Consider the following 16,021-nt stretch of genomic DNA (forward strand, 5'->3'; position numbering starts at 1 on the left):
GGTATATGAAAGGAGCTATTGATGAATAATTATGAAATAATTAATTTAAATGAGTGGAAAAGAAAAGTGCATTTTCAGGTGTTCAGAGATTACATAGAACCGTCATACTGTATTACATTCGAATTAGATATTACAGAATTCTTAAAAAAGATAAAAAACAGATATTCCTTCACTTTTTCAATGATTTATGTAGTTTCAAAATGCGCCAATGAGATAGAGGAATTCAGATATCGTTTTTTAAATGGAGTTGTGGTTTTATTCGATAAGATTGATACGGCGTTTACCTTTCTCGATAATGATACCGAACTTTTTAAGGTTGTAAATGTAAAAATGACAGATACGCTTGACGAATATAATGCTTTGGCCCTAAATACTGTTCTGTCGCAGAAAGAATATTTTACAGGTCCGCTCGGAATTGATGTTTTTCAGTTTTCGCCTTTCCCTTGGATTTCCTACACTCATATTTCCCATACCGTTTCAGGAAAAAAGGACAATTCAACGCCACTTTTCGATTGGGGAAAGTATTTTGAAAGAAACGGCAGAACTATTCTTCCGTTTTCAATACAGGCGCATCATTCGTTTGTTGACGGTATTCACATAGGTAAGCTTGCGAATAAATTACAGGAATTTTTAGATTCTTACAGCATTTAATTAATTATCGGCCCATAAAGCTTATTTAAACTATAAGAAAGCAGGTAAACGTCAGTTTAGTGTGCATTTCAACCGGAAGTGGATTGACTCATGATCCGGAACAAGTTATAATTATTATGCTCTAATAAACGAAAGGGCTGATAAATGTACGATACTATATAAAGGACTACGAAAATTCTCTTTTTATAGAACTGAGAAATTGGAAGTTAGGAGAAACGAGTATGCTGGATAAAATACCTAATTCAGAAGAAATGACTGCTTTAGTTGGTCAATCATTATATGATATATGGAATAAACTGTGTGCCTTAATTGATGAAAAGTATGACATGGAACGCTTATGGAACAAAGGCGGTAAAGCGTGGACTTATGAGTATAAATACCGTCGTGGCGGAAAAACGCTTTGTGCATTGTACGCAAGGGAAAATTGCGTAGGATTTATGATTATCTTAGGGAAAGATGAACGATTAAAATTTGATACAGATAGAAATAGTTATTCAAAAGAAGTGCAAAAAATTTATGATGAAACTAAAAACTATCATGACGGAAAATGGCTGATGTTTGAGCCATCGGATACAACCTTATTTAATGATTTTGTTAAACTGCTGGGAATAAAAAGAAAGCCAAACAGGAAGTGATGATTTTATACTTGAATTTAGTATACAAATTGGAATTTATGGAGGTATATCTAATTAAAAAAATATGAGGAATGTCTTTTATTTTCTATAGGAATAAGAGTTTCTGTTGTTTCAATTATATATCTTTGGTTAGTTTATTTTCTTTTTGTTATAATAAAACCAGAAAAGCTAATTTCCTCAGGGATTTCAATTTTGCTGTTAATACCGTTAGACGCGTTGATTAATAGCATTGTTACAGATATAATAGGCGCAGCGTTTATTTTGAGATTTGGGATATTATTTCATATCTGTAATATTAGCCGCGGCCGTTTCCGTATTTTTTATTGCATACAGACGAAAATCCAGAAAATAATCGCTATTGTTAAATCTACGTAAAACCATTGTAATTGATTGACTTTGATTTTTACGTATGTTATAATGTGTAAAAAAAGAAAGGAGAATGTTACTTAAAAAAGTAACTTGTGTATTATTTTATGATTTATATATGCGGTCTTTTAATGGCGCTTGCCGATAGCGTTCCCGGAGTATCAGGAGGAACGATCGCTTATCTTTTAGGCTATTATGAGGATTTTATCAATTCGCTTAACTCATTTATGAGCAGAAAAGGGGACAAGCTTGAAAGAAAAGAGAATTTGAAGAAATCGTTTAAGTTTCTTATAAGACTTGGAATAGGCTGGATAGTCGGATTCATATCAGCAGTACTAATTTTAACCAGCGTATTTGAATCACATATTTATCAGATAAGCTCGCTTTTTATAGGTTTTATAGTTTTTTCTATTCCGCTTATAGTATACGAGGAAAAAGAATCCCTTAAGAAATTTTACAACGTTGTATTTCTCATTCTGGGCGCAGCGCTGGTTGTAGCTATAACGATGGTAAATCCATCGGACGGCGGATCGGTTTCGGCGGGAGCCTTTAATATAGGACAATTGATTTATACTGTGCTTGTAGGAATGATAGCTATATCGGCAATGGTTCTTCCGGGTATTTCAGGCTCGACCATGCTTTTGATATTCGGCGTATACCTGCCGGTTATGAATGCTATAAAGGATCTGCTCCATTTGGATTTCAGCGGTCTTCCTATTGTAATTTCTGTCGGAATCGGCATACTGCTTGGAGTTATTGTTATTATCAAGCTTGTTAAGGCGGCGCTTGAACATTTTCATTCTCAAACCGTATATGCGATAATCGGTTTAATGCTCGGTTCGCTGTTATCTATTGTTAAGGGACCGGAATCGTTGGAAACTCCGAAAGAAATGCTTACGATGGATACCTTCAGTATTCTCTTCTTCTTTATAGGAGGCGTTGTAATTATAGGCCTGCAATGCTTAAAGCTTTTTTCCGGAAAAAATAAAGCTGAGGAAACAGTCGAATCGTAATATATTAAGGACGGCGTGCGCCGTCCTTTTTTACTTGCATTTTATACTGTGAAATGTTATAATAAAAATTGTTATTATGTGCGAAAGGAAAAATTATTTTAGCTTTTAAAATAATGGTGATAAAATATGTTGAGTGATATTGAGATAGCGCACGGCGCAAAAATGAAACCTATAACTGAAATTGCAGCCGGTCTTGGAATAGAAAACGAAGATATTGAACCTTACGGGCATTATAAGGCTAAGCTGTCGGAGGCTCTTTATGAAAAGCTTGCGGATAAGGACGACGGAAAACTTATACTTGTAACAGCTATAAATCCAACTCCCGCAGGCGAGGGAAAGACAACGGTAAGCGTCGGTCTTGCGCAGGCTATGCATAAAATCGGCAGGAATGCCGTTTTAGCTCTTAGAGAGCCTTCTCTGGGACCGGTTTTCGGTATAAAGGGAGGAGCAGCCGGAGGCGGTTACTCTCAGGTCGTTCCTATGGAGGATATTAATCTGCATTTTACCGGTGATATGCATGCTATAACGTCTGCTAATAATTTGCTTTGCGCCGCTGTCGACAATCATCTTCAGCATGGAAACGAGCTTGGAATTGACCAGAGGAGAATCCTTTTTAAAAGATGTCTGGATATGAACGACCGCGCTCTTCGTAATATAATTGCGGGATTGGGCGGAAAGATAAACGGAATTCCCCGAGAAGACGGCTTTCAGATAACCGTCGCATCGGAAGTTATGGCGATACTTTGTCTTGCAAGCAATATTGACGATCTGAAAAAGCGTTTAGGAAATATACTTGTTGGATACAAATATTCAGGAGAACCTGTTTACGCCAGAGAGCTTGGTGTTCAAGGGGCTATGACCGCTCTTTTGAAGGACGCGCTCAAACCGAATCTGGTGCAGACTCTTGAAAATACTCCGGCTTTGATTCACGGCGGTCCTTTTGCAAATATTGCGCACGGCTGTAATTCGATAAGAGCTACTAAGCTGGCTCTGAAGCTGGGAGATTACTGCGTTACGGAAGCCGGCTTCGGTTCTGATCTCGGGGCTGAAAAGTTCTTTGATATAAAATGCCGTTTCGGCGGATTAAAGCCTGAATGCGTAGTGCTTGTGGCTACTATAAGAGCGCTTAAATATAACGGCGGAATTCCAAAAAGCGATTTGCAGGAGGAAAATACTGACGCTCTTTGCAGGGGTATCGTTAATCTTGGCGTTCATATTGAAAATATGAAAAAGTTCGGGGTTCCGGTAGTAGTGGCAATAAACAGATTTTACACGGATACTGAAAATGAAATCAGAATCGTTGAGGAATTTTGTAAAAATGCGGGCGTTGAATCCTCTATGACGGAAATTTTTGCTAAGGGCGGCGACGGCGGCAAGGATCTTGCTTCTAAAGTTATCAGTACGATTGAAAATAAATCTTCAGATTTTAAACCAATTTATGATGAAAAGCTGTCCATAAAAGAAAAGCTTGATATTATAGCAGAGGAGATTTATCGTGCAGACGGAGTGGTTTATACGGCTGAAGCTGAAAAAGCATTGAAGGAAATAGAGAAACTCGGCTATGGCAATATACCCGTATGCGTTGCAAAAACTCAATATTCGCTTTCTGACGATCCGTCAAATCTGGGGAAACCGGAAGGATTTAAAATTACTGTAAGAGACCTTAAGCTATCCTCCGGAGCCGGATTTGTGGTTGCGCTTACCGGAAATATACTGACAATGCCCGGTCTTCCGAAATGTCCCGCGGCTTTGAATATAGACTGCGATAACAGCGGCAGTATAACGGGACTTTTCTGATTATGCGGAATATAATAGATGATAATGAGGGCGACATAGTTTCCGGAACAGATAATGAAAAGGAAAAAGGACGTTCGGAAAAAATCTGGAGAGTTTTGGTTATAACAATTTTGACCGTCGTATTCCTTTATGTTATATATCATGTATTTTCATATTTTTTTAACGGATATAATACAGCGGTTAAATACGAGCTTTCTGATTATGAGATCGGAATTATTGCTGACGAATTGAATATCCTCATCTCAGAGGACGTAAGCGTCAGCCGCGCTAAATATACGGGCGGAAAACAACCTGTTTTAATGGTCTGGATAGATAATATTGAAGACGGCATGGAGTTTATTGAAAAATATACGGATTTTGACACTCAGAGCTATAAAAGCGTTTCTTTGGGGATAAATCAGAATCAATCCGTCGCTGCAAGGTATTACAGCGCCTATAAGGACGGAGATGAATATCCTGTCGAGTGTTATATTTATAAGCTCGACAGTACGGATAAATGGACTGCTTATATAATAGAAAACGATGTGACGGATAAGAGTATAAAGAAAATTTTTTTAGAGGATAAAAATGATGACAATTATAACTAAGAGTCCTGAGGAAACTATTGCATTTGCGGAAAAGCTGGGATCGCTTTTGAAAAGGGGAGATATAATTGCTTATAAGGGCGGACTTGGAGCAGGAAAAACTACCTTTACCAGAGGTCTTGCAGCAGGACTTGGATTAAAGGATATTGTAACGTCGCCAACGTTTTCAATAGTAAATGAATATAGGGGAGAAATCAGCCTTTATCATTTTGATATGTATAGGATCATCAGCTCTGATGAGCTTGAAGCTACAGGCTTTTACGATTATCCATTGGAAAAAAGTGTTTTTGCAGTTGAGTGGTCGGAGAATATAGATGATATATTACCTTCTGAAACCATTTATATAACAATAGACCGTATAGATGATGATACGAGAAGAATAACAGTGGAGGGGGACGATCGGTTTGCTGACACTTGGAATTGAAACATCGGGAAGAACTGCCTCCGTTGCTTTGATAGAGGACGGTATTATGCTCGGGCAGTCATCCTTATTGACTGCCAAGACACATTCTCAGGTTATATTGCCTATGGTAAAAAAGCTTATTTTTGACTGTGATAAGGAAATTGGTTCGATTGATAAAATAGCGGTTGGTATAGGTCCCGGATCATATACCGGAATCAGAATCGGAGTTGCCGCAGTTAAGGCTATGTCGTTTTCACTTGGAATTGAATGCTGCGGAGTATCAACCTTGGAAGGTCTTGCATATAACTTTCCGTCTGACGGTCTTGTGTGTTCGGTTATGAAGGCAAGACAAAACCTGGTTTATACTGCATTATTCAGATTTTCAGACAATAAAGCTCATAGGATTCTTGATGATATGCTGATTGAGGACGGCAGACTGTCGGAAATGCTTTCGGAATACGGCGAACAAATTGTTATGACAGGCGACGGAGCAGAGGAATTCTCTGAAAAATTCGGAAACGGCTGTATAAAGCTTTCGCCTATGCATTTAAGACATCAGAACGCGGCAGGTATTTGCCTGGCGTCCCTTAATCATGATTATTGCCGTCCAGAAATGCTTGAAGCCAGTTATCTTCAATTGGTTAAGGCGGAAAAAGATTTAATTAATGCTGAGCGACGTTGATTTTACACAATAAATGTGATATAATATAAAGTATATTAAGCAATAATGTCAGAATGGAGTTTATTATGATTGCGATTGGCAGTGACCATGCGGGTTACAATTTAAAAGAAGAAATTATAGAACAGCTTAAAAATATGGGCTATGATATTCTTGATATAGGCTGCAACGGCGAAGCGTGCGATTATCCTGATATCGCGTCCGAGGTTGCCGGATGTGTTGCCGGAGGAAAATGTGAAAGAGGAATATTGATTTGCGGCACCGGAGTAGGCATGTCGATGGCGGCTAATAAGGTGAACGGGATAAGGGCGGCTCTCTGCGCTGATTATTATACGGCTAAGTATACAAGATTGCATAACGACGCTAATATTTTATGTATGGGAGCTAGAACAATAGGCTCGGGAACAGCGTCGGAAATAGTTAGTATATTTCTTGAAACAAAATTTGAAGGCGGGCGCCATCAGAAGCGTATAGACAAATTCAAAGATATAGAAAAGAGTAATAAGGAGTGAAAAACTATGGCAAAACTGCATCTAATTGAACATCCGCTTATTCAGCATAAAATTTCTTTGATGAGAGATAAAAACACGGGCGCTAAGGAATTCAGAGAGCTAGTTTCAGAAACAGCTATGCTTATATGCTATGAAGCCACCAGGGATCTGCCGCTTAAAGAAGTTGAAATCGCAACGCCTATGGCGGTTGCCAAAACTAAGGTTATATCAGGAAGAAAGCTTGCGTTTGTTCCTGTTCTTCGCGCCGGACTTGGTATGATAGACGGAGTTATAAATATGGTTCCTGCCGCAAAAATAGGTCATATTGGAATGTTCAGAGACAACGAGAGCTTTAATGTTATAAAGTATTACAGCAAGCTGCCTGAGGATGTTGCCGAAAGGGACGTTATTGTCGTAGATCCAATGCTTGCTACGGGCAATACCGCTGTAGATGCAATCAATGAAATAAAAAAAGCGGGAGTAAAAAATATTAAATTTATGTGTATTATAGCTTCTCCTCAGGGAATAGATCGTTTGGAAAAAGCTCATCCTGACGTGGAAATATATTGCGGAGCTAAAGATGACGGTCTTGATGAAAACAATTATATAATTCCCGGACTTGGAGATGCCGGGGATAGAATTTTTGGTACAAAATAAAAAATTCCCGCTGATTTTTTCAGCGGGAAATTTTGTACTAACGCTTTTTCTTGTCTTTGCTGCGGATTTTTATTTTCAGTTCTGTAAGGGCGTTGTTGAATTTTGTTGATCTGGCACGCGGATGAGCGTTTATGAGATCTTTTTTAAGAAAATTCAAATGATCAGAAGCCGAACTGCGTTCATTTTGAAGCTGCTGTATCTTTCGGCTGATAGATTCAATATAATGTTTTTCAGAATTTTCTGCCGCCTCCTTAAGCTTGCTGTTAAGCTGGGATAGCTCTTCCCGTATTTCTGTCAGACGTTTTAACAGATGATTTACATCTATCGCTGATTTTGCAGAAGCAATAAAATCTGCGGCGAAAATTGCTATTAATACTATATCTATAATAATTATTGCTGTGCGGTCAAGATCAGTAACGGGTTTTATTAGATGCACATGTACTTTATAATTGACAAGAAGAGTCATAAATCCCCATAAAAAAGTTGCTTCGACGCAAATTCTGCCTGATAAATTATAGCGGCAGTCACTGTAATCCCAATATCTTGTTTTAAATAAAAGCTCCATTAGCCAGCCGGTTACGTATTCAAGCAAAGTTGCGGATAAAGCGCCGCATATGAACATAGCGACTGGATCGTCGTTAAAAGGCTGTCCTGCCAATATCATTACCAATGAACCAAAGCCATATATGGGAAGAAACGGACTTCGTAAGAAGCCGCGGTTTACAAAATGCTTTTCTTCAATTGAAACAAGAGCGGTTTCAAAGCACCATCCAAAAAAACAATAGATAAAAAAGAAAAGAATCCATTGCCAAACAGTATAATCCGGCATTTTTAACCTCCTTCATATATTTTTTATAAGTAGAATTATACTTTAAAAAGGGAAACAAGTCAATCTATGTCGAATATATTGTAAAATCCATTTAAAAAGCATATTAAATATGGCCATGATTTTGTATATTCCGTCAAATCTCAAAAAAAAGATTGACAAAAGAGTAAGGAGGTGATATAATAATAAAGCTGTCGAACGAGAGAGAGCGAAGTCGGAAAATTTTTTTCTCCCAAAAGGTATTGACAAGAGAGAGAAGAAGTGATATAATAGACGAGCGCTCAAAGGAAGCGAGAGAGCGAAGGTATCTTGAAAATTGAACAATGCTAAGAAAAAACAAAACCCTTGTAAATTCTGTATTAATTGAGAGATTAATACAAGAGTAAAAACACAAGCGAAAGAATTGCGAGCAATCGTAATGAAACGGGAGATAGTAAATACCGGAAGGTATTTAATATACAAACTTAATAAAGAGTTTGATCCTGGCTCAGGACGAACGCTGGCGGCACGCCTAACACATGCAAGTCGAACGGACTTAAAAGAGCTTGCTTTTTTAAGTTAGTGGCGGACGGGTGAGTAACACGTGAGCAACCTGCCTCTGAGAGGGGGATAGCTTCTGGAAACGGATGGTAATACCCCATAAAATATAAATATCGCATGATAGATATATCAAAGAAATTCGCTCAGAGATGGGCTCGCGTCTGATTAGATAGTTGGTGAGGTAACGGCTCACCAAGTCGACGATCAGTAGCCGGACTGAGAGGTTGAACGGCCACATTGGGACTGAGACACGGCCCAGACTCCTACGGGAGGCAGCAGTGGGGAATATTGCACAATGGAGGGAACTCTGATGCAGCGATGCCGCGTGGAGGAAGAAGGTTTTCGGATTGTAAACTCCTTTTATCAGGGACGATAATGACGGTACCTGAAGAAAAAGCTCCGGCTAACTACGTGCCAGCAGCCGCGGTAATACGTAGGGAGCGAGCGTTGTCCGGAATTACTGGGTGTAAAGGGAGCGTAGGCGGGATAGCAAGTCAGATGTGAAAACTATGGGCTCAACCTGTAGATTGCATTTGAAACTGTTGTTCTTGAGTGAAGTAGAGGTAAGCGGAATTCCTAGTGTAGCGGTGAAATGCGTAGATATTAGGAGGAACATCGGTGGCGAAGGCGGCTTACTGGGCTTTTACTGACGCTGAGGCTCGAAAGCGTGGGGAGCAAACAGGATTAGATACCCTGGTAGTCCACGCTGTAAACGATGATTACTAGGTGTGGGGGGACTGACCCCTTCCGTGCCGCAGTTAACACAATAAGTAATCCACCTGGGGAGTACGACCGCAAGGTTGAAACTCAAAGGAATTGACGGGGGCCCGCACAAGCAGTGGAGTATGTGGTTTAATTCGAAGCAACGCGAAGAACCTTACCAGGTCTTGACATCGTATGAATAGACTAGAGATAGTTGAAATCCCTTCGGGGACATATAGACAGGTGGTGCATGGTTGTCGTCAGCTCGTGTCGTGAGATGTTGGGTTAAGTCCCGCAACGAGCGCAACCCTTACCATTAGTTGCTACGCAAGAGCACTCTAATGGGACTGCCGTTGACAAAACGGAGGAAGGTGGGGATGACGTCAAATCATCATGCCCCTTATGACCTGGGCTACACACGTACTACAATGGCAATAAAACAGAGGGAAGCAAAACAGCGATGTGGAGCAAATCCCGAAAAATTGTCTCAGTTCAGATTGCAGGCTGAAACTCGCCTGCATGAAGTCGGAATTGCTAGTAATCGCAGATCAGCATGCTGCGGTGAATACGTTCCCGGGCCTTGTACACACCGCCCGTCACACCATGGGAGTCGGTAACACCCGAAGCCGATAGTCTAACCTGCAAAGGAGGACGTCGTCGAAGGTGGGATTGATGACTGGGGTGAAGTCGTAACAAGGTAGCCGTATCGGAAGGTGCGGCTGGATCACCTCCTTTCTAAGGAGCGAAAAGACGAAAGAGTCTGAAAGTTCCGGTCAGACAAGGGTTAAAAGCATTGTTTAATTTTGAAGATATCAGGAAGTCGGGGGTGTAGCTCAGCTGGGAGAGCACCTGCTTTGCAAGCAGGGGGTCAGGAGTTCGATCCTCCTCATCTCCACCAAAAAGGGCGCATAGCTCAGGTGGTTAGAGCGCACGCCTGATAAGCGTGAGGTCGGTGGTTCGAGTCCACTTGTGCCCACCATCGAGAAAAGAAATTAATAGATAATGGAAATTATCTGTTAATTTCTGTTCTTGAAAAAGGATAGAAAAAAAGGCATCTTGAAAATTGAATAAGAAAAGTATGAAGAAAATACAAAAAGTGAAACGACACGATTTTTAATAAAGAAATTAAAAGTCGGGTAAAAAAACTACAATGTATTGAGAACTCAGAAAAGACAAATGGTAAAGCTAGAAAGAGCGCAGGGCGGATGCCTTGGCATTGGGAACCGAAGAAGGACGCGGTTAACTGCGAAAAGCTGCGGTGAGTTGTAAGCGAACTAAGACCCGCAGATATCCGAATGGAGCAATCCACATGAGAGAAGCTCATGTATCATATACTGAATCAATAGGTATATGAGGGGAACCTCCCGAACTGAAACATCTAAGTAGGGAGAGGAAAAGAAATCAACCGAGATTTCGAGAGTAGTGGCGAGCGAAATCGAAAGAGGCCAAACCGACGGAAGCAATTCAGTCGGGGTTGCGGACTGCAAAAAGCATTGTCGAAGCTTAATAGAACAGGATGGGAAGCCTGACCGAAGAACGTGAAAGTCGTGTAAATGAAAAGCAGAGGCAGCAGGCAGAATCCAGAGTACCGCGGGACACGAGAAACCCCGTGGGAAGCAGGGGGGACCACCCTCCAAGCCTAAATATTCCCCAATGACCGATAGCGAAGAGTACTGTGAAGGAAAGGTGAAAAGAACCCCGGGAGGGGAGTGAAAAAGAACCTGAAACCCTGTGCTTACAAGCACTGAGAGCACGTCAAAGTGTGATCAGGTACCTTTTGTAGAATGGTCCGGCGAGTTATCGTATGCAGCAAGGTTAAGAACTTAAGGTTTGAAGCCGAAGCGAGAGCAAGTCTGAAAAGGGCGTCAAGTTGCATGCGATAGACCCGAAACCGAGTGACCTAGCCATGTCCAGGCTGAAGTGGAGGTAAAACTCCATGGAGGGCCGAACCGACCCCCGTTGAAAAGGTGGCGGATGAGGTGTGGCTAGCGGAGAAATTCCAATCGAACTCGGATATAGCTGGTTCTCCCCGAAATAGCTTTAGGGCTAGCGTTGTATTAGATTACCGGAGGTAAAGCACTGAATGGGCTAGGGGCCGAAAGGTTACTGAACCTTATCAAACTAAGAATGCCGGATAATTGATGTACAGCAGTCAGACTGTGTGAGATAAGTCTCACAGTCGAAAGGGAAACAGCCCAGACCCACAGCTAAGGTCCCGAAATAGATTTAAGTGGAAAAGGATGTGGGGTTGCACAGACAACCAGGATGTTGGCTTAGAAGCAGCCACTCATTAAAAGAGTGCGTAATAGCTCACTGGTCGAGTGACCCTGCGCCGAAAATTCAACGGGGCTAAAATCTATACCGAAGCTTGGGCTGCAATTGAAAGATTGTGGGGTAGGGGAGCGTCGTATAAGAGGAGAAGTCATAGCGGAAGCGATGGTGGATTTTATACGAGTGAGAATGCCGGAATGAGTAGCGAGAATTATGTGAGAATCATAATGGCCGAAAATCTAAGGTTTTAGGAGGAAGGTTCGTCCGCTCCTAGTAAGCCGGGAGCTAAGGCGAGGCGGAAACGCGTAGCCGATGCACATACGGTAGAAATTCCGTAGCCTCTGAAAGATTTAAGCACAAGGACACTTGAGAAGCGTTTATCCGGGAGTTGGTGTTCCCGGTCGTAAGGGACCCCGAATGGGGGAAGTAAATGTGGATTGAGGCAAGAAAAGTTGTGTGAATATCTGAAGAGCCCGTACCGCAAACCGACACAGGTAGATAGGAAGAGAATTCTAAGGCCAACGGGAGAAGGGTTGTTAAGGAACTCGGCAAGTTGACTCCGTAACTTAGGGAGAAGGAGTGCTCGAAAGAGCCGCAGAGAATAGGCCCAAGCGACTGTTTAGCAAAAACACAGCTCTATGCTAAATCGAAAGATGACGTATATGGGGTGACACCTGCCCGGTGCTGGAAGGTTAAGAGGAGAAGTGAGAGCTTTGAATCGAAGCCCCAGTAAACGGCGGCCGTAACTATAACGGTCCTAAGGTAGCGAAATTCCTTGTCAGGTAAGTTCTGACCCGCACGAATGGTGTAACGATTTGGGCACTGTCTCAACAACCCGCCCGGCGAAATTGTAGTACCGGTGAAGATGCCGGTTACCCGCGACTAGACGGAAAGACCCCATGGAGCTTCACTGTAGCTTAATATTGGATTTTGGTATTTCATGTACAGGATAGGTGGGAGACTGAGAAGCAAAGGCGTCAGCTTTTGTGGAGTCGCTGTTGGGATACCACTCTTGAAGTGCTGAAATTCTAACCTGCGCCCTTGAATCAGGGCGGGGGACATTGTTAGGTGGGCAGTTTGACTGGGGCGGTCGCCTCCAAAAAGGTAACGGAGGCGCTCAAAGGTTCGCTCAGCATGGATGGAAACCATGCCAGAGAGTGTAAACGCAAAAGCGAGCCTAACTGCGAGACTGACGGGTCGAGCAGTAACGAAAGTTGGAGTTAGTGATCCGGCGGTATGTGAGTGGAAATGCCGTCGCTCAACGGATAAAAGCTACCCTGGGGATAACAGGCTGATCTCCCCCAAGAGTCCACATCGACGGGGAGGTTTGGCACCTCGATGTCGGCTCATCGCATCCTGGGGCTGAATTCGGTCCCAAGGGTTTGGCTGTTCGCCAATTAAAGCGGTACGCGAGCTGGGTTCAGAACGTCGTGAGACAGTTCGGTCCCTATCTGTCGTGGGCGAAGGATATTTGAAAGGAGCTGTCCCTAGTACGAGAGGACCGGGATGGACGCACCTCTGGTGTACCAGTTGTCACGCCAGTGGCACAGCTGGGCAGCTAAGTGCGGAACGGATAAACGCTGAAGGCATCTAAGCGTGAAGCCGGCCTTAAGATAAGATATCCCATTACGTAAGTAAGTAAGACCCCTCAAAGACTATGAGGTTGATAGGTCTGAGGTGTAAGCATGGCGACATGTTAAGCCAGCGGATACTAATAGGTCGAGGGCTTTTCCTTTTGTCAGAGTTCAAATCTTTGCTTTTCTGTTCAATTTAAAAGAGTCAGCCGGTGTTAATGGCGATGAGGTTCCACCTGTTCCCTTTCCGAACACAGAAGTTAAGCTCATCTGCGTAGAAGATACTTGGACGGTGACGTCCTGGGAAAATATATCAATGCCGGCTTTTTGCTTTTTATTTATGCACCATTAGCTCAGTTGGTAGAGCAACTGACTCTTAATCAGTGGGTCCTGGGTTCGAGCCCCCGATGGTGCACCAAAGAAGATAGCTAAAATCATTTGCTTACAGTAACAGTTATATTGTTTGATGGCAATGATTTTAGATTATGCAATTTCGGTAGTGGACTTTGTTTAGAAAAAGCAATAAACCCGCAATTCCGATGGAGGAATGTCTGGAGAATTAAAGTATTTTTTTAGAAAATATTTTTCTGGTATTTTTCGGCAATTACAGGAATCGAGATTTTAATCTCGGTTCCTTATTTTTTTGCAATGTCGAAAAAGTTTTTTCTTTATTTTTTTAATGGTTCGGATATATTTTAAATGCCGTATTTACGGCGTTTTTTTATTTTATCGGATTGACGTTTATGAATAGAAGAATAATTCTGCCCTCTTGACAAAATAAAAATTCATGATTATAATTTAAAATCAAATTAAGGAGATCGCTTTTGGACTTTCGATTTCTGATTTTTCAGACTCAAAAAATCCCTGTATTTTTTGAAAAAAATACAGCGCATTCATGCGCTATAAATCCGAATTTTGTCCGGAGACAAATCTTCTGAAAAATTCGGAAGGCTGAGTAGCAAGCAACGCCTGTGTGGACACATTCGGCAATTTTTACAAAAACTCAACGGAGTTTAGTTTTGAAAATAATTAATCCTTCAGTGAAATTGCAATTTTATTAGAGAAGATAAATGTTCATACATTTTAAATTAATATATATATTTTTACAACCGGCTGGAATTATTATAAATGCAGTAATCGATTAATTATATGTAATAGAAGCATAATATGTAGTATAATGATTCTTATTATTATTGCTTATGGACGTGTATGATATAATGAAGATTTATATGAACTATTTAATATTGAATTGCTCTTTCTCAAATTTACCCACTTAAAAAATAGCAAACTAAATATTTTGATTAAATATTGCTTAAAGGAAAAGTCTGAAAAATAAAATGTCAAAGAGGATTAAAATCTATTGATTATATCTACAAAACCAATAAATATAATCATAAATTTGACATAAAATACCAAATATATTTGATTATTAAATATTAAACCCATATATATGATAGAATTTTATGTAAAATAAAATTCAGGGAGGTCATATTTATGGCTTATTATCAAAGATTGAAGGACTTAAAGGAGGACGCGGATTTAACTCAGGCGAAAGTTTCTGAAATAATTGATGTATCAACTAATCATTATGGAAAATACGAACGAGGCGATATTGATATACCTTTTTCAAAAGCAATCATATTAGCGGATCATTATGATGTATCATTAGATTACATAGCCGGAAGGACCAATGACAAAACTTTTTGTAAAAGTATATCGCCATCGCGCTTTACTGAAAAATTTAACCGCCTAAATCATGAAAACAAGGCAAGAATAGATGAAAGAATGTCCCAAATGTTAGAAGATCAAGGAATGAAAAAGTAAAAAAGCCTTGCTGGTGGCAAGGCTTTAAGATGAGGACGAGCGCTTGGAATACATCTATATGGTAGTTACCATTATACTCTAATAAATTTGGAACACGGCGACTATAGAACATAAAATTTATAAAGTCCTTTTCTTTCTGTATTCCGACGGCGAAACCCCGATATGCTTGTGAAACAGCCTACTAAAGTATAATGAGTTGTCATATCCTACCGCCTCGGCGATTTCAGAGATATTATACTCCGTTGTTTCAAGTAGGCTTTGTGCATTTGACATACGTAAGGATAGGATATATTGCATTGGAGTAACCTTTAAGATCTGTTTGAAACTACGAATAAACCAACAGGTACTCATATGCCGTGAGGCGGCATAATCATCTATACTTAAAGGTTCGTTATAATGTTCATTAAAATAATGAGCAGCACGTTCAATTTCGTTTTGGACATCGCTGCTTTTTTTTAAGCCTTCTTTGATATAGCGATTGATCTGAATAAAAATATGCCGCAAATTTAGGGCAAGCAGTTCTTCATAATTGGGCCGGCAAAGCTGCAATTCCTGAATCATCTGTTTATAAAGCCACGCATAATCGGGGGAGGTTCCTGTATAGAAAACCTTTTCGGCATTAGGCATTTCGTAGTTGTCAAGAATACCCTCCACCATTCGTCCGGTAAAATGTACCCAGTATACTTCGGTTTTATCGGGAGCATGATAGTAATAATACTGTATTTCACCGGGGCGAAAAAGAATCATATTTCCTTCAGTAATAACGGTTTCTTGTCCGAGTGGTCCGTCAAAATAAAAATAACCTTTGCCCTTTGCAATGTATAGAAGCTGGTAATCCTTTCGTCCGTTGAGTCGCTCCGTGGAAACAACAGGGCGGCTGTGAACACGGTAATAACCACAGCTGGTCACAACAAGCGAACGGCTTGTGTCAACCATATCCGCAAGTGAATTGTGCAAATAAGCCACATTAGTGAACATATACTATCCTCCTATGTTTTCTTAATTCAT

The 16,021-nt window shown here is 40.8% G+C and carries 12 protein-coding genes, 3 tRNA genes and 3 rRNA genes; 16 read left to right on the plus strand and 2 right to left on the minus strand.

Annotation, left to right across the window (positions count from 1 at the left end; all coding sequences use genetic code 11):
- Window positions 1-21: 21 nt before the first annotated feature.
- The 9 genes from ACYQ0N_RS01890 (at window position 22) to upp (ending at window position 7,276) form a co-directional block, all read left to right on the plus strand.
- The gene (locus tag ACYQ0N_RS01890; protein ID WP_177532414.1) at window positions 22-651 is read left to right on the plus strand and encodes a CatA-like O-acetyltransferase; all 630 of its coding nucleotides are present in this window, start codon (window positions 22-24) and stop codon (window positions 649-651) included.
- A gap of 221 nt (window positions 652-872) precedes the next feature.
- The gene (locus ACYQ0N_RS01895) at window positions 873-1,286 is read left to right on the plus strand and encodes a DUF3788 domain-containing protein (protein ID WP_460161703.1); all 414 of its coding nucleotides are present in this window, start codon (window positions 873-875) and stop codon (window positions 1,284-1,286) included.
- Window positions 1,287-1,783: 497 nt separating this feature from the next.
- Window positions 1,784-2,665 carry a DUF368 domain-containing protein gene (locus ACYQ0N_RS01900; RefSeq protein WP_177532416.1) on the plus strand — a complete coding sequence of 294 codons (882 nt, stop codon included), beginning with the start codon at window positions 1,784-1,786 and terminating at the stop codon, window positions 2,663-2,665.
- Window positions 2,666-2,791: 126 nt separating this feature from the next.
- Window positions 2,792-4,462 (plus strand): formate--tetrahydrofolate ligase, encoded by a 1,671-nt coding sequence (locus ACYQ0N_RS01905; RefSeq protein WP_460161704.1) that lies wholly within the window; start codon window positions 2,792-2,794, stop codon window positions 4,460-4,462.
- 2 nt (window positions 4,463-4,464) lie between these two features.
- Window positions 4,465-5,049, plus strand: coding sequence for a hypothetical protein (locus tag ACYQ0N_RS01910; RefSeq protein WP_460161705.1), 585 nt, complete (start codon window positions 4,465-4,467; stop codon window positions 5,047-5,049).
- Entirely contained in the window at window positions 5,030-5,470 is a 441-nt protein-coding gene (tsaE, locus tag ACYQ0N_RS01915) for a tRNA (adenosine(37)-N6)-threonylcarbamoyltransferase complex ATPase subunit type 1 TsaE (protein WP_177532419.1), read from the plus strand. Before ACYQ0N_RS01910 ends, tsaE begins: the two co-directional genes overlap by 20 nt.
- The gene (gene tsaB / locus ACYQ0N_RS01920; RefSeq protein ID WP_177532420.1) at window positions 5,451-6,131 is read left to right on the plus strand and encodes a tRNA (adenosine(37)-N6)-threonylcarbamoyltransferase complex dimerization subunit type 1 TsaB; all 681 of its coding nucleotides are present in this window, start codon (window positions 5,451-5,453) and stop codon (window positions 6,129-6,131) included. The genes tsaE and tsaB overlap by 20 nt, the downstream gene beginning before the upstream one ends.
- Window positions 6,132-6,196: 65 nt before the next feature.
- Entirely contained in the window at window positions 6,197-6,640 is a 444-nt protein-coding gene (gene rpiB, locus ACYQ0N_RS01925; protein ID WP_177532421.1) for a ribose 5-phosphate isomerase B, read from the plus strand.
- 6 nt (window positions 6,641-6,646) lie between these two features.
- Window positions 6,647-7,276 (plus strand): uracil phosphoribosyltransferase, encoded by a 630-nt coding sequence (upp, locus tag ACYQ0N_RS01930; protein WP_177532422.1) that lies wholly within the window; start codon window positions 6,647-6,649, stop codon window positions 7,274-7,276.
- Window positions 7,277-7,313: 37 nt separating this feature from the next.
- Here the strand turns inward: upp and ACYQ0N_RS01935 are convergent, their stop codons facing one another.
- Window positions 7,314-8,105 carry a putative ABC transporter permease gene (locus ACYQ0N_RS01935; RefSeq protein WP_177532423.1) on the minus strand — a complete coding sequence of 264 codons (792 nt, stop codon included), beginning with the start codon at window positions 8,103-8,105 and terminating at the stop codon, window positions 7,314-7,316.
- Window positions 8,106-8,566: 461 nt separating this feature from the next.
- On the opposite strand from ACYQ0N_RS01935, the gene ACYQ0N_RS01940 reads away from it, so the two are divergent.
- The 7 genes from ACYQ0N_RS01940 (at window position 8,567) to ACYQ0N_RS01970 (ending at window position 15,013) form a co-directional block, all read left to right on the plus strand.
- Window positions 8,567-10,079 (plus strand): 16S ribosomal RNA (locus ACYQ0N_RS01940).
- An 87-nt stretch (window positions 10,080-10,166) separates the two neighbouring features.
- A tRNA-Ala gene (locus ACYQ0N_RS01945) sits at window positions 10,167-10,242 on the plus strand.
- A gap of 4 nt (window positions 10,243-10,246) precedes the next feature.
- A tRNA-Ile gene (locus ACYQ0N_RS01950) sits at window positions 10,247-10,323 on the plus strand.
- A 199-nt stretch (window positions 10,324-10,522) separates the two neighbouring features.
- A 23S ribosomal RNA gene (locus ACYQ0N_RS01955) occupies window positions 10,523-13,350 on the plus strand.
- 47 nt (window positions 13,351-13,397) lie between these two features.
- Window positions 13,398-13,514: ribosomal RNA gene (rrf, locus tag ACYQ0N_RS01960) — 5S ribosomal RNA — on the plus strand.
- Together the 16S, 23S and 5S rRNA genes with 3 tRNA genes alongside form the textbook arrangement of a ribosomal RNA operon.
- 17 nt (window positions 13,515-13,531) lie before the next feature.
- Window positions 13,532-13,607 (plus strand) — tRNA-Lys (locus ACYQ0N_RS01965).
- A gap of 1,076 nt (window positions 13,608-14,683) precedes the next feature.
- Complete coding sequence (locus ACYQ0N_RS01970) at window positions 14,684-15,013, plus strand: helix-turn-helix domain-containing protein (RefSeq protein ID WP_460161706.1); 330 nt, start codon at window positions 14,684-14,686, stop codon at window positions 15,011-15,013.
- Window positions 15,014-15,130: 117 nt separating this feature from the next.
- Here ACYQ0N_RS01970 and ACYQ0N_RS01975 read toward each other — a convergent pair whose 3' ends face one another.
- On the minus strand, window positions 15,131-15,991 hold the full coding sequence (locus ACYQ0N_RS01975) for a helix-turn-helix domain-containing protein (protein ID WP_177532590.1): 861 nt from the start codon (window positions 15,989-15,991) through the stop codon (window positions 15,131-15,133).
- Window positions 15,992-16,021: the final 30 nt, after the last annotated feature.

The organism is Ruminococcus sporogenes, assembly GCF_054655175.1.